General features: G+C 67.7%; 7 protein-coding genes, 1 other RNA gene and 2 pseudogenes. 5 read left to right on the top strand and 5 right to left on the bottom strand.

The features are described 5' to 3' along the window. The first annotated feature begins 19 nt into the window (after positions 1-19). From ADL01_RS24690 to rnpB, 3 genes and pseudogenes are all read left to right on the top strand, one after another. Complete coding sequence (locus ADL01_RS24690; RefSeq protein WP_053744210.1) at positions 20-859, top strand: AraC family transcriptional regulator; 840 nt, start codon at positions 20-22, stop codon at positions 857-859. Positions 860-878: 19 nt separating this feature from the next. Next, positions 879-1,661, top strand: a pseudogene (locus tag ADL01_RS47880) (DMT family transporter); the annotation flags it as partial. A gap of 115 nt (positions 1,662-1,776) precedes the next feature. Continuing rightward, an RNA gene (rnpB, locus tag ADL01_RS24905) (RNase P RNA component class A) lies at positions 1,777-2,194 on the top strand. Positions 2,195-2,804: 610 nt separating this feature from the next. Here rnpB and ADL01_RS43960 read toward each other — a convergent pair. The 3 genes and pseudogenes from ADL01_RS43960 to ADL01_RS24665 form a co-directional block, all read right to left on the bottom strand. After that, a pseudogene (locus ADL01_RS43960) lies at positions 2,805-3,552 on the bottom strand (IS5 family transposase). 116 nt (positions 3,553-3,668) lie between these two features. After that, positions 3,669-5,573, bottom strand: coding sequence for a DUF2075 domain-containing protein (locus tag ADL01_RS24670; RefSeq protein ID WP_053744207.1), 1,905 nt, complete (start codon positions 5,571-5,573; stop codon positions 3,669-3,671). Positions 5,574-5,707: 134 nt separating this feature from the next. Then, a complete protein-coding gene (locus tag ADL01_RS24665; RefSeq protein WP_159049620.1) occupies positions 5,708-7,672 on the bottom strand; it encodes a DUF2075 domain-containing protein in 1,965 nt (654 codons plus the stop codon). 234 nt (positions 7,673-7,906) lie between these two features. Between ADL01_RS24665 and pglW the strand changes: the two genes are divergently transcribed. Further along, positions 7,907-12,394, top strand: a complete 4,488-nt coding sequence (gene pglW, locus ADL01_RS24660; protein WP_053744205.1) for a BREX system serine/threonine kinase PglW — start codon at positions 7,907-7,909, stop codon at positions 12,392-12,394. Positions 12,395-12,401: 7 nt separating this feature from the next. Here the strand turns inward: pglW and ADL01_RS24655 are convergent, their stop codons facing one another. Then, positions 12,402-12,971: a hypothetical protein gene (locus ADL01_RS24655; RefSeq protein WP_053744204.1), complete on the bottom strand. Its 570-nt coding sequence runs from the start codon at positions 12,969-12,971 to the stop codon at positions 12,402-12,404. Continuing rightward, positions 12,968-14,071, bottom strand: coding sequence for a helix-turn-helix domain-containing protein (locus tag ADL01_RS24650; RefSeq protein WP_078960733.1), 1,104 nt, complete (start codon positions 14,069-14,071; stop codon positions 12,968-12,970). Before ADL01_RS24650 ends, ADL01_RS24655 begins: the two co-directional genes overlap by 4 nt. A gap of 158 nt (positions 14,072-14,229) precedes the next feature. Here ADL01_RS24650 and pglX point away from each other — a divergent pair. Further along, a partial coding sequence (pglX, locus tag ADL01_RS24645) for a BREX-2 system adenine-specific DNA-methyltransferase PglX (protein WP_107090984.1) occupies positions 14,230-15,260 on the top strand: 1,031 nt, incomplete at its 3' end.

The raw sequence follows: 15,260 nt of genomic DNA, 5'->3' as shown, positions 1-15,260 counted from the left end.
CGCGAAGTACCGTGGAGCCGTGAACGCAGGCGGGGGCACACGGGAACAGGCGCTGTGGACCAGAGCGAGGCTCGGCCATCGCGGCCCCACGCTGGATCTGCTCACCGCCCGTTTCGACCGGCACGTCTACGCCCCGCACGCCCACGACGAGTTCACGGTCGGGCTGTGCGTCGGCGGCTCCGAGGTCATCGACTACCGGGGTGGCCGCCTGCGTCCCAGGCCCGGTTCCATCGTCGTACTGGACCCCGGAGAGATGCACACCGGCGGCCCGGACACCGCCGACGGCTACGCCTACCGAGCCCTGTACGCCGACACCTCCCTCCTCACCGACGGCACCACCGGCGGCTTCCCCCACTTCCGCGAGCCCCTCCTCGACGACCCCGAACTGGCCGCAGCCTTCCGCGCCGCACACACCGACCTGACCACCTGCCCGGACCCGCTGGAAGCCGAGTCCCGCATCCCCTGGCTGCTCACCGCACTGGCCCGCCGCCACTCCACGGCCCGCCCGACACCGGACAACCTCCCCGGCGCGGACCGCATAGCCCACGCCGTACGAACCCGCCTGGCCGACGAACTGACCACCCCGCCCTCCCTCGCCGACCTCGCCACCGACCTGGGCCTGTCCCGCTACCAGCTTCTGCGCGCGTTCCGTACGACGGTCGGCATCCCCCCGTACGCCTGGCTCGCCCAGCACCGCGTGAGCCGGGCCAGAAGCCTGCTGGAGACCGGGCTGCGGCCCGCCGAGGTCGCCTCGCTCGTCGGCTTCGCCGACCAGGCCCACCTGACCCGCTGGTTCCGGCGGGTCCTGGGAGTGACGCCGGCGGCGTACCGCAACAGCGTTCAAGACGGCGGGCGCTGAGACGACCGACACTGCCCGCATGACTGCACGCGGCTGGTTGTTGTTCTCCCTGATGGGAGTGGTCTGGGGCATCCCGTACCTGCTGATCAAGGTGGCGGTGGAGGCGGAGCTGTCCCCGTCGACGGTGGTGTTCACGCGCTGCGTGCTGGGCGCGGCACTCCTCCTCCCCTTCGCGATCCGCCAGGGCAGCCTCCCGCGAACAATCCGAACACACTGGCGCCCGATGCTGGCCTTCGCTGTCATCGAGATCATCGGTCCCTGGTGGACCCTCACGGACGCGGAACGCCACCTCTCCAGCTCCACGGCGGGCCTCCTGATCGCCGGGGTACCGATAGTCGGGCTCGCGCTCGCACGCTTCTTCGGCAACACGGAGAAGCTGGGCGTCCGGCGGCTCACGGGCCTGACCCTGGGCCTGGCGGGCGTCGCGGTCCTGACCGTCCCGCACCTGACAGGCGGCGACGCCCGGTCGCTCGCCGAGGTCCTGCTGACGGTGATCGGCTACGCCACGGCCCCGCTGATAGCGGCCCGCCATCTCAAGGACGTCCCGTCGCTCCACCTCACGGCGCCCTGCCTGGCGCTGGCCGCTCTGGTCTACGCCCCGGCGGCGCTGGCCACCCGCCCGGCCGCGCTTCCGTCCGCGCACGTATTGCTGTCCCTGGCCGTCCTGGGCGTGGTCTGCACCGCCCTCGCCTTCGTGGCGTTCCTGGAGCTGATCAAGGAGGTCGGCCCGACCCGGGCCACCGTGTTCACGTACGTCAACCCGGCGGTCGCGGTGGCGGCGGGCGCCGTGTTCCTGGACGAACCGCTGACGGCCGGCATCATCGCCGCCTTCGCCCTGATCCTGGCGGGCTCTGTCCTGGCGACGGCCACTGGACCGCGTCGGGGCGGACGCCCGGTAGCATGGTCGACACGGCAGACGAGCCGGGCGGACGGCCGCGTGGACTCCCCTTCGGGGGCGCTCCCCGAGGAACGTCCGGGCTCCACAGGGCAGGGTGATGGCTAACGGCCACCCGGGGTGACCCGCGGGACAGTGCCACAGAAAACAAACCGCCCGACGCTTCGGCGCCGGGTAAGGGTGAAACGGTGGTGTAAGAGACCACCAGTGCCCAGGGCGACCTGGGCAGCTAGGTAAACCCCACCCGGAGCAAGGTCAAAAGGGAACGTCTCCAAGGATATGGACGACGCTCCTGCGAGGACGTTCGAGGGCTGCCCGCCCAAGTCCTCGGGTAGACCGCACGAGGCCGGCGGCAACGCCGGCCCTAGATGGATGGCCGTCTCCCCGGCCGCCGCGAGGCGACCGGGCGACAGAACCCGGCGTACAGCCCGACTCGTCTGCCGCGGAGGCCCCCTGGTCAGCGAATATGCTGGCCAGGGGCCCTTTTTTGTTGGGTCAGAGAGTCTGATCTGAACCCTGTGAGCGTTCATGCAATTCCCCATCGGAGACACCTTCGGCTCCACGTAATTCCCCAGTTGGCTGCGGCCGGTGACGGGCCGCCCGACTGCTGAGTGTGGGGCTGGACAGTGCCCTCAAGGGCGCCTTCGGCGGCGCTTCGCGCTGGGCATTCGCCCACCCTTGACCGCCCTGACCAGCCCTAATGATCGGCGGCTATCAGGCGGCCCGGAAATCCTGGCGACCGTGGGGAACGAGGAGCGGCTCCGGCGTCCGTATGGGGACGAAGGCGTCGGCGCCGCGATGTCCCTGGCCCATTCCGTGAAGTTCCGGCTGGGGAATTACGCGACGTTCCACAAACCCGTTCCGCACCGGTTCAAACGGGGCTGCGCGGCTACGTACGTAGCCATCAAAGTAGCCGTGGGGTGGTGGAGACAGCTCTGCTTAGTCCAAGGCACTACCGAGCGAGTTGCATATCGCGCGATCGATCCGGTGGACCGCACTCGTGACGAGGCAGGGAGATTTCATCCCGTAATTGCGGCCTTAGAGGTCATCTCATTTGGTGAGTCTGCGGTAGCAGATGAGGGTGCAGGCGATGCTGGTGAATGCCAGGAAGCGCTCGGCTTGGCGCTCGTAGCGTCGGTGCAGTCTGCGGCATCCGGCGAGCCAGGACATCGTGCGTTCTATGGTCCAGCGGTGGCGGCCCAGGCGGGTCGAGGACTCGATGCCTCTGCGGGCGATGCGGTGCCGGATGCCGCGCCCGCGTAACCATCGCCGCAGGTGGTCGTAGTCGTATCCCTTGTCGGCGTGGAGCTTTCCCGGTCTGCGCCGTCGGCGTCCGCGCCGGGAGCGGATCGGCGGTATCCCTTTCACCAGCGGGATCAGTGCCTGGCTGTCGTGCAGGTTCGCTCCGGAGATCCCGGCGGACAGGGGCAGACCGGTCCGTTCGATGATCAAGTGGATCTTCGAGCCGTACTTGCCCGGTCTACAGGATTCGGGCCTGTCAGCTCCCCCTTTTCAGGGCCCGCATGTTGACGGAGTCGATCGCACAGCGGGACCAGTCCAACTCGCCGCGGGAGCCGAGTTCATCGAGGACCAGGCGGTGGACCTTGGCCCACACACGGGCCTTGGACCACTCGACAAAGCGCCGGTGAGCCGTCGCTCCCGACGGACCGAACGACGCGGACGGCAGCTGCTGCCACGTGCAGCCCGACGTGGCCACGAACACGATTGCCGCCAGTACCTCCCGGTCACCGTGCCGGCGCCGACCGCCGCCCTGAGGCCGCGACGGCGCCTCCGGCATCACTCGCTGGAACAGCTCCCACAACTCATCCGGCACCAGCCGCTCAACGATCGAAACCACGCCCAACAGGCTACCGAACCAAATGAGATGACGTCTTAGCAGTTGACTCAACGGCACTATCCCGCGCTGAGAACCGTAGTAGTCGATCTAGCAGACTTCACCAGCTCATGTAGCTTCACCTGAGTCTCCGGATCTGTCGAGTAGATGGCCGTGCCGACCATTCCACGCGTCAAGAGCACCTTGTACGTATTGCGGATCAACCGATCCGCGTCGATGTCCGATGCCGCAGTCTTACCGTTCCCCTTCCGCAGGGCGGGATCCCTCGAAGCGGCCCGGTCGACGACCCAGCCGTTCCCCCGCCAGACGAGGTCGGGTCCGATGATCACGCCGCTCCAGTCGTACTCGAAGCCCTGCGCCGTGTAGACGCAGCCGACTTGGCCGAAGCCCGCAGGGTCAGTGGCCCAGAGCGCTGATGGTGGTGCACCCATGATCGACCGCTCACCCTTGAGGTTCCACGGCCGGCGCCACTCGCCGATCTGAACATCGGCGGGAAGTGGCTCATTAGGCTTGGCATCCGACCAGCGCCAACAGAACCCGGCGGACAACCTGGCCTCGTACCCCTTCGACCGCCTTTCATTCAGAAGGGCTTCCAACTCCTCCGGAGAATCGACCACATCGAGCTGCATCCGACCATCGGGCTCCCATGGGACGGCCTCGTCGCCCTCCAGCCCCAGCAGCCGTACGACCCACCGCAGGTACGCGTCGCTCCCACCACAGCGGAACTGGCTGTCCAGTTCCACCACCCGGCACTGCAGGTCCTTCTGCGCGGCCGCTGCCTTGATCTCCTCGACGGTCCCCGTCTCCCCGGGCCGTACAACCTGATGCTGGTCCAGGAGGAAGACGGGCACACGGGCCACGTCGATCAGTTCCTCAAGCTGCCGCTTCCCGGTGCGCTGGGACGCCGGAGTGAAACGGCTGGCGGACGTCTCCCGCACGCGATGGGCTTCGTCGCACACCAGCACGTCCAGACTGTTGCGCTTGGCGGCCACAAAACTGTTGAAGTACTTGAAGAGGTCCCGCACTTCGGGCTTCCGCGCGCCGGCCACCTTGCGCATCGTCTTGGTGAACGACTGCGAGCCGGTCGCGTGCAGGGCAGGAACGCCACGCCGGTACAGCTCCCCGAGCAGCGACAGAGCGATCACACTCTTGCCGGTCCCGGGTCCACCCGTGATGATCACAACTTCCTTGTGATCGGCTTCGTGTGCCCGCTCAACAGCCTTCAGCACGGTCTCGTACGCCACACGCTGCTCATCGAGAAGGACGAACTGCTCCCGCTCGCGTACCTCCTGCGCCGCGACGGCCATCAACTGCTTCGAAGGCTGGACCTTGGCGAGCAACAACTCGTCGGCTGCCTTGGCTCCGGATGCGGCGCTCAGCTTCGACTGCAGGTACGCCAGGAAGTCCCCGCGCCTGTCCGCCGTGAACATGCGGCCGCGCTCGCTGAGTTCGACTTCGTCGAGGCCGGACACGCCGAACGCGGTCGCATTGTGCAGATAGGCGACCCCCGAAATCCACTCAGGACGCCGAGCCAGTACCCCGTTGAAGGCGACCAGGTAGTCGCAGTAACCACGGACCTGCTCAATGGGGTTGAGAACCGCACGGGAGTAGTCGGGGACGAAACACAGCAGCGGATCATCGTCGTCGGGATGCGCCTCACTCCACTGCTTGAGCTCGACGACGACGTACGACGGCTCACCGGTCCGGGGATGGACTCCGGCGAGAACCGCATCGGCTCGCTTGCTGGTCAGCGGCAGCCCGAACTCCAGCAGTACCTCCACCTGACCGAGCCCGGCATCGAGCAGTGCGTCGGTGAGTGCCGGGATGCTCCGCTCCCAGGAGCGCGCTTCCGCCATGCTCGACCTGTACCCATGCACCCGAGCGAACTGCTCGGTGAGATACAGGCCCAACGATCCTTCGAGGTGGCGGGCGGCGACCGCGGTGGCGGAGTCGCGGAACAGCAAGAGAGGCCCCCAGGCAGCACGAAACAACTCGTGCGGGTGGGGGCATGTCCTGAGGCGGAAGCCCGGCGGGCCGCGTTGACGATTGATCGAATGCTACCGAACGGCCTGCGGGGCCGACTGGTGGAACAGCGCTGTCACGGACCGACAATCTTGCGCATCGGTTTGGGGAGCGGATGCTGCACGGAGGTGATCACATGCCCGCGCAGAGCGTCCCGCGTGGCCTCGTCCGTCGAATAGATCACCACGCCCATGATTCCGCGGGTCAACAGGACGTGATAGGCGTTACGGACGCAGCGGTTGATATCGACCTCGTCGATCGTCCTGGGCCGCAGCTCCGGATCGTGGGTGGCGGTCCGGTCGATGACGAAACGGCCCTCACGCCACACGAGATCGGGGCCAATGATCACACCCACCCAGTCGAACTCAAAGGTCTGGGCGGTGTAGACGCAACCGACCTGCCCGGTTCCCCTCGGGTCGGTAGCCCAGAAGTCGGCATCGGGTGCGCCCTCCACGGCATGGCCGCTCTTCACGTTCCAGGGCTGCTGCCAACCGTCGATGGTGACGTCCGGGACCAGCTTGCCGTTCTCGTCCGGATTACTCCACGGCCAGCAGAAACCGGCGACGATCCGCGTACTCGCCCCTGCGAGTCGGTGCTCTTCGAGGAAGTCCGTCATTTCCTGCGGAGAGTCGGCGAGGTGAACCTGCATCCGCCCGTCGGGCACCCAGACCTGAGGGGTGTGCACACCCACGCTGAGCAGCTTCAGCACCCAGTCCCGGTAGTAGGCGCTTCCCTGGGCCCGGAACATGCCGCCGAGGTCGATGAGGGTGTGCCGAAGCCCCAACGCTTTCGCGCGTTCGATCAGGTACTCGGCCGTGCCGACCTCGCCGGGGCGAAGTGACTGCCAGTCGTCGAGCAGGAAGACGGGGACACGCGCCGCCTCTATGATCTCGTCGGCCTGCGGGCGAGCGTTTTCCCGTTCCTCTCGCGGCGTGTACCGGTCGATGGAGTGGCGGCGAAGGCGGTGTGCCTCGTCGCAGATGACCACGTCACAGCTGTCCGGCGGCAGCTTCTTGAGCTGGTTGAAGTAGGTGAACAGCCGTGTGGCTTCCTTCTGCAGCTTTCCCTTCATGCCGCGCGGCGCGTTGCGCGCGTAGGTCTCGCGAAGGGTCAGCGTGAGTGCCTTGGCCCCCGACGCGTGAACGACATTCAAGCCGGCCTGGTCGAGAGTGCGCCGGAGTTCGAGCGCGATCGCGCTCTTGCCGCTGCCCGGCCCGCCCCGGACGATGATGACTTCCTTGGTGCCGCCCTCACGGACCCGTCGTACCGCCTCGTGCACGTCCTGGTGCGCCAACTCCTGCTCATCCAGCAGCTGGAAGCGCTCCGGCGGCCCCATACGCGTGGGGAGATTGACGTCGGCGATCTTCGGAGGATCGTACTCAGGGGAGTCGATCAGCACCTGGGCGGCCTCTCCACCCGGCAGCGCGGCCAGCCGCGCACCCAGCAACTTCCGGAACCGTTCGAACCGGTCCATGGTGTAGAGCCGCCCATGGTCGCTCTCCGGAAGCTTGAACAGTTCTCGCACGTCATCGTCGTGAGCGTTGTGCATCAGCACGGCTCCAACGACGCTCTCCGGCTTACCGCGCAGGGCAGCCTTGTACTGCACCAGGTAATCGCAGTACTTCTGTACTTGCCGCACCGGATGCAGTTTCCAGTTGGAGAAGCCGAGATCGACAGCAACCGACCGCTCCGGGTGCACGGTGGCGGAACGTTGCTGCTTCAGTTCGACCAGCACGTACGACGGTGCCCCGCTGCCCGGATGCACTCCGGCCAGGAGTACGTCCACATCGGCATCGGTGTGCGGAAGCCCGAACTCTATGAACACCTCCACCTGACCAAGACCTCGCTCGACGAGGGCATTGATCACCGGAGGAAGACTGTTCTCCCAGGCCTCGACAAGACCGTTCGCCGGAGGCGTCCCGTCCTGATCAGTCTGATCCTTGCCCTTCTTCCGCTTGTGTTGGTCCTTGTAGGCCAGGATCAGCCGTTCGGTGAGCGGACGATGAACCATTCCAGGTTGCCGCTTGACCTCCTCGGCCAACGAAGCAGCAGATTCCCGGAGCAGATACGACGACAAGGACTTCCCCCACGGCACGCCAAATCCCTTGCGGGTGGAGGCGTGTCCTGGGGAGCGGAAGCCTGGCGGGCCGCGATGACAGCCTGCAACGTTAGCTCGATTCGGAGCCTCGGGTGCAAGATCCAGCCAGGAGCCCTGAGCAGGCATGGGGGGAGGTAATCGCCGCAAGGTAGGGTCAACCAGAAGCTTCTTGGCCGCATGTTCCCTGTGCCTCCCTGTACAGGAACGGAAGGACACCGCGGAGGTCGGACTGTGACGGCGACAGGCACGCCCCCTGCGCCCAAGCCGGGCCCCCCGCCGCGGCCCGCGAACCAGTGGAACCAGGAGAGGCCGTCCCCCTATCCGTGGGAACAGGACGCCCTCGATCACGTGCGGCGTCTCATGCCGCCGGCCGAGCCGTACCGCGCCTGGGCGACGTTCTCCTTCACCGCTCAGTCCGGCCGCATCAACGAGTGCGACCTGCTCATCGCGGTCCCTGCCGGGCTCTACCTGGTCGAGATCAAGAGCCATCCGGGCCGTCTGGAGAACTCCGGCTCGACCTGGAACTTCCACGGCACCGACCGCACCAGGACGATCAACAACCCGCTGCACTTCAACGACGCCAAGTCCAAGGATCTCAAAAGCCAGCTTCAGTGGGCCGCGCGGCAACTGCGCTTCACGGGTCCGTTGCCGCGCATCGAACCGGCTGTCTTCCTCTCCTCTCCGGACCTGGAGAGCCATCTCGACGACATCCAGCGCATCCGGGTCTTCGGCAGGGACGACTGCGAGAGCGGGCTGCCACGCATCTGGCAGAACTTCCTGGGACTGCCGCCGGACCGGACGGAGCGCCGCATCACCCAGGAGTTCTCGCACCAGCACCTGCCTCGGCTGCTCAAGGCCATCGGTATACGACAGTCGACCGCCCATCTCAAGTTCGGTGATGCCTGGCGGATGCGGCCGCACCCGCTGGACGCCGGTCCCTCCTGGGAGGACCGGTTGGCCGAGCGGGTCGACGGACTGGTGCAAGAGGAGGGCCGGGTCCGGATCTACCTGGTCGGCCAGCAGGCCGACGAGTCGGCGAAGCGGGCGACCGAGCGCGCCGCACGCCGCGAGTACCAGGTGCTCCAGGGCATCACACACCGTGGCATCTCGGCGGCGGTCGAGATCCGCGACCACGAGGCGGGTCCGGCGATCCTCTTCCGCCACCGCAAGACCGACCTCCGTCTCGACCAGTACCTGGCCACTCACGGCGGAAGACTCACCCCCGAGCTGCGCCTGGACCTTGTACGGCAACTCGCCGAGGCCGTACGTCACGCCCACAGCCGCTCGCTCTACCATCGCGCGCTCGCCGCACGCTCCGTCTATGTCAGTGCCCGCCCGGACGGCTCCCGTCCCGAGCTGCGGATCACCGACTGGCAGACCGCGGCGCGGGACTTCGACACGAACGCGACCCTGCTGCGTTCCCTGGGTAATGCCGCTTTCGACGTCGGCCTCATCGAGGACGCCGCGCAGGTCTACCTCGCCCCGGAGAGCGAGCAGCCCTACGCGGATCCGGCCGATCTCGACATGTTCGGCCTGGGCGCGGTCTCGTACTTCATCCTCACGGGGGAGCCGCCGGCCGACCGGCGCAGTGCTCTGCGCGAACGGCTGCGCACCGACTCCGGGCTGCGTCTCATCGCGGTCGCCGACGGTCTCTCCGAGGAACTCGACCACCTCATCCAGCTGGCCACTCACCCCGACCCCGATCACCGGCTCGCACCCGTCGACCGGTTCATCGACCTCCTCGACGAAGCCGAGGAGGAGAACGCGGTCCCCGAGCAGCCGCCGGTGGCCGAACTCGACCCACTGTCCGCTCTCCCCGGCCAGTCCCTGGACGGCGAATGGTCCGTACGCCGTGCCCTGGGCACCGGTGCGACGGCCCGCGCACTGCTCGTCGAGCGGGTCGTCGAGGACGAGGACGGAGAGTCGTACACCGAGGAGCGGGTCTTCAAGGTTGCTCTCGACCAGGAGAAGGCGCAGCGGCTGCGGGCCGAGGCCCGTGCCCTGGAACTGGTCGGCGGCGGCACCGTGGTCCAGCTCAAGGGCGGACCACGCGAGCTGGCCGGGAGGACCATTCTCGAGCTGGAATACGCGGGGGAGCGCACCCTTGGCGCCCGACTGCGCGCCGACGGCAAGCTGTCGTACCACGAACTGGAGCGGTACGGCAGCGACCTGTTCACCGCCCTCGACCAGCTCGCCGCGAAGGGCGTACGCCACCGGGACATCAAGCCGGACAACCTCGGTCTGTACAGGCGCAGCGACCGCACCTGGCAGCTGATGCTCTTCGACTTCTCGCTCGCAGACGCTTCCGACCGGGACATCAAGGCGGGCACCCGCGGCTACCTCGACCCCTTCCTGGACTCAGTGCGCCGTGGACACTACGACGATCACGCGGAGAGGTACGCGGCGGCCGTCACCCTGCACGAGATGGCCAGTGGCGAACGCCCGCTGTGGGGTGAGGGCCAAGCCGACCCGGTGGCCAATGACGAGGCCGAACTCTCCGTCGCCACTGAGCTGTTCGAGGACGCGCTCAGTGACGGTCTGACCCGGTTCTTCAAGCGCGCACTGCATCGGGACACCGAGCACCGCTTCGACACCCTGCGGCAGATGCGCGATGCCTGGTACGAGATCTTCCGCGAGGCGGATGCGGCCAAGCCCGTCACGACACCCGCCACGGTCGACACGGTCTCGGACGCAGGTGAGAACAGCCTCGACGCCGCGGCGAGGGCAGCCGGGCTGAAGACTCCGCTGGTGGCGGCCGGGCTCTCCGAGCGGGCGATCTCGGTGGCGGGCGGCCTCGGCGCAACCGACGTCGAAGGGCTCCTGGACGTCCCGCCGTACATCATTTCCAAGGCAAGGGGTGCCGGAGCACTCGTACGCAAGGAACTCAACCGGCGCCGCAAGCAGTGGGCCGCGAGCCTGCGGCAGCCTGTTGCCCCCGCCGTACCCCCGGCAGGCCGCGATCCTGAATCCGGGCCGGTCCCCGCCGACGCGGGCGGGGTCCTCTCGGTGGACGAGATGGCCGCGCGGCTCACTCCCGCGCCCGGACGCAAGGGCTCCCACCGTGGTGAGGTCATCCGCCTCACCCTGGGCATCCCGCCCGAGGACGGCGGGATGCCCCCGCTGGGCCCCTGGCCGGTGCAGAAGCGGGTCGCGGACAGGATCGGCATTCAGCAGCCGCCGGTCTCGCGCCACCACCGCAATGCGATCAAGGAGTGGTACGAGACCGAGTGGCTGGAGCCGGTCCGTGCGACTCTCGTCGAGGTCGTCGAGGCGGCCGGCCGTGTGATGACCGCCCAGGAACTGGCCGTCGAGCTGCGCATAAGGCACGGCGCGGGCGGGGACACCGAGGAGCGCACCCTCGCCAAGGCGCTCGCTGTCGTACGGGCCGCGGTGGAGGCGGAGGCAGGCGAAGGCGATTCCGAAGCAGCCGAACCCCATGAGCCTCGCCTCGCCTGGCACCGCCGGGAGGACGCTGTTCTCGTCGCTGCCGAGTCCCTCCCGGGCACTGCAGACCCCGCCCCCAGCGAACTGGCCAACTACGCGGCCGCGTTGGGCAAGGAAGCGGAGCGACTGGCCCACGAGGACCCCCTGCCGGGACGGGCCGCGGTCATTCGCGCCCTGCGGAGCGTGCCGGCACCGGACGGACTCGCCCCGCTCGCAGACACCCGCCTCGTGGCACTGGCCGCAGCGGTCGCGCCCACGGCCCAGGCGAGCCCGCGTCTGGAGCTGTACCCCCGAGACCTGACCCTGGAGCGGGCACTGCGCATCTCGCAGGCCGGTGCCGGGGTCCGCCGTGAGAACGGCATCACTCCCGGAGAGCTGAACAACCGTCTGCGCGCACGATTCCCGGACCTGTCCCTTTTGACGGACGGTACGGAGCCCACGCATCCCGAGCTGGAAGACGCACTGAGCGACGCGCGCTTCTCCCTCGAATACGACACGGAGCAGGGCAAGTTCTTCCCGCCCAGGGTGGCGGCCGAGGCATCCTGGACCTCGACTGGCGACGCCACGAGCCTGATGCCTCCGGTCACCGGCAGCCGCCTGGTGGCCCAGGACCCGCACTCCACGATCAGGGCACGCCTGGACGCTGCCGTGCGCCGTGGCGGTTTCCTCGCGCTGACGGTCAGGGGAACGCGGCTGCCGGGTACGGCAGAGGCGGTAGCCGCCCGATACCCGGTCGAACCGGTCGATGTGAACAGCGAATTCTTGTCCGAATTCCGCCGGTTGGCAGACGAGAAGGACCAGGCCTGGGACAAGGTGCTCGGTGTCGACGCCCGCTTCTCCACCAGTGGCCAGATCTCCAAGGGCCTGGCGGCGTACGTGCGCACGGTGTGGGCACGCATCGAGGACTCACTCCTGGAGCGCGCCGCCGCCCCGCGCACGGTTCTCTTCCTCTACGACGCCGGCCTGCTCGCCCGCTACTGGGACGAGGGCGGACGCGACCTGCTGCTCAAGCTTCAGCACGCGGCGCGCCTCCCGGCCGAGGCACCGCACGGGCTGTGGCTGCTGTGCCCGGTGGAGACACACGGCCAGGACCCGCATGTGGACGGCAGGACGGTCGAGTACATCGGCAGCGATGGGGAGCGTACGCATCTGGACAGCAGGTTTGTCGAGACGCTGGCGTCGGGGGCGGTGGACCCCCGGGCCGGAGTTCAGGGCACGTAGAGGGATCTCACAGGAGGCCGTTCTGCTTGGCCCAGTTGATGAACTGGCCTCGCTGGAAGGGGCAGAACATTCCGCTGTCGATGAGTGCGTCCACGAGGACGTTGCCCACGTATTCGGTGGCGCGACTCTCCTTGACTGCTTCGGCGACAACGCGGAGAGAGCCCCAGACCTCGAGCCCGGCTCGTCGCGCGATACGCCGCGCGTCACCGTCGTCGACAACCGCCACAGCACCGTGCACTTCGGCCCAGGCGAGGACGGTGGCTTCACCGTGGTTCGAGTTCTGGCCGGATACCAGATCCATCCACTTGACCAGCGCTGCGAGTTCCTCGAGATGGTCGACGTGTACGGCCTCGAGCCAGTCGAGTCCGGCCAGAGGCAGGCCGTAGTGGCTGATCTCGTCGAGAACGGCTTGCGTGGTGACGTTGCGTCGTGGGGATCCGTTCCAGGTCCGCGCGATGTCCGCCAGTAGGTCGATCTTGTCTGCCTTGATCGCATGGTGGAGCGGTGAGGTGTCCCAGACGCATAACTGACCAACGGGGCTCGATGCTGAGGATGCCGGAGGCGAGGCCTGGGTCACGGCAGGCATTCCTCCAGGTTTCGGCTGGGGAGTTCGTCTTCAGCCACCGCGCCGTAGAGCAGTTCGACCGTGCGAGCGGCCGTGATGGCTCCTTGGGCCCAGGCGGACAGAGCTGCCTTTCGCCACTCAGTACCCGTGGCTCCGATCTCGAGATCGGGAACCGGCTGGCTGCCGTGTGCCGCCAGGAAGTCGCCCCGGACCGGGGTATCTGCTTGTTGCCGCTGCGCTTCTGCTCTGTCGAGCAGCTCCAAGTGTCGTGCTCTGCGGACTAGTGCGCTCCAGGACATCCGATAGGAGGCGGCCAGATCAAGCATGACTGCCCTCGGGGTATGGCCTTCATCGACACGTCCCCAGGCGTTGACGACGTCTGTGGCAGGGAGCAGGAATTCTTCGGTGAATCGGTCGATGACCTGCTCGCGCTCGTCCCGCCCTGCTGCCACGCCCGCATCAGAGTGGTACTCGTCCTGCAGCAGGTGGTGGCCGAGTTCGTGGGCTGCGGTCCAGCGGCGCCTGCCGGGAGGGGCTTGGCCACTGATCACGGCCACTCCGTAGCCGTCCTGCAGTAGCGAAGCCCCTTCGGAGGCTTCATCGACCACAGTCAGGTAGAGCCCCAGCCGTTCAACGACATCCGCAAGCGGCCCCAGCGGCCCGGAAGGGGTTCCCAGCGCTCTGCGCGCGGCGCCCGCGAGAGCGACCGGGTCGGCAGTCGAGGCGCTTCGCTGGAGCGAGGGATCCAGCTCCGGCGGAGACAGGAACTGGTGCGCGATGAGCCACTGGGCATGGCGGGCATGCTCTTCGAGCCGGGCGTCCAGGCGGTACCGGGCACGTGAGGCGTCGTCCGCGTTCTCGTCCAGGGCGCTGCGTCGCGATACCAGCGGTGCTGGAGGCCGTGAGACGAGATGCGCGAGTGGCACGCCCAGCGCTTCGGACAGGCGAAACAGCTCAAGCGCGGTGATGCGTCGGTCGCCGGACTCTATGCGGACGACAGCTGTGCGCTCCAAATCGACTCTCGAGGCCAGCTCGCCCTGGCTGAGTCCCGCGGCAAGCCGCGCCTCAGCGATGCGCTCACCCACTTCGGCCCAGCTCTGCACGCCATCCATGTGTGTGATTTTTGCACACCATGTATCGAGCTCGATAGTTGCCAATCGATTTCGCGGCTGCTCGGAGATGTTGTTCGCGGACTGAGGCGCTGATGGGGCTGGCAGGATGGAGCGTCAAGCTGCCGGTCTGCGGTGGGTGGCGTTGCGGTGCGAGAGGGATGCGAAAAGTGACGACAGTCGCGGGTTCGGGTGCGGGAGCTGGTGTGAGCGGGGCTGCCCTGCTTAAGGACCTGAAGAAGCAGGTCACGGCTCTGGAGGACGATCTGCGGGAGCGCAGTGGTTCCGTTGAGGAGTTCCGCACCAGGCTTGAGGCGGAGTACGCGCGAGCCCGCGAGGGGAAGCGGACCGCGGCGACGTACGGGGCCTGGCGTGACGAGCGGGTCACGCAGGCCGCGGCGGCGTGGGTGCTGGGCTGTGTTTTCGTACGGTTCTGTGAGGACAACCGGCTGATCGAGTGGCCGTTCCTGGCGGGACCGGGGGAGCGGCTTCGAGACGCGGAGGAGCGTCACGAGGCGTTCTTCCGCGAGAAGCCGCACCTCAATAACCGGGATTGGCTGGAGGAGGCTTTCCAGCACCTGGCCGACTCGAATGAGACGGCGGCAGGGCTCTTCGACCGCGGGCACAACCCGCTGTGGGGTCTCACGCCGAGCTATGAGGCGGCGACAGAGCTGCTGTCCTTCTGGCGGCGAAGGGGTGCGGACGGCGAGATCCTGTACGACTTCACGAATCCTGAGTGGGACACGCGTTTCCTGGGCGACCTGTACCAAGACCTGAGCGAGCACGCCCGTAAGACGTACGCGCTACTGCAAACCCCGGAGTTCGTGGAGGAGTTCATCCTCGACCTCACGCTTGAGCCGGCGATCGAGGAGTTCGGGCTGGCTCCGGAGGGCGGGCTGCGGACGATTGATCCTGCTTGTGGGTCGGGGCACTTCCTGCTGGGGATTTTCGGTCGCTTGGTGGAGAAGTGGCGGGCCGCCGAGCCGGGGACGGACGAGTGGGCGCTGGTGCGGCGGGCATTGGAGTCGGTGCACGGGTGCGACAAGAACCCGTTCGCGGCCTCGATCGCCAGGTTCCGGCTGCTGGTTGCGGCGATGAAGGAGGCGGGGGCGGGGCGGCTGGCTGAGGCACCGGTGTTCCCGATCAACGTGGCGGTGGGGGATTCGCTGCTGCATGGGCGGGGGGCGGCGGG

The organism is Streptomyces sp. NRRL WC-3618, from assembly GCF_001280005.1.
Classification (GTDB): Bacteria; Actinomycetota; Actinomycetes; order Streptomycetales; family Streptomycetaceae; genus Streptomyces.
This window is presented reverse-complemented; position numbering and strand designations above follow the sequence as displayed.

What these genes read in the sequence shown, in the direction of transcription:
- pglW (WP_053744205.1), top strand. Translation starts at nt 7,907, where the DNA reads ATGTTCCCTGTGCCTCCCTGTACAGGAACGGAAGGACACCGCGGAGGT.
- ADL01_RS24650 (WP_078960733.1), bottom strand. Translation starts at nt 14,071, where the DNA reads ATGGATGGCGTGCAGAGCTGGGCCGAAGTGGGTGAGCGCATCGCTGAG.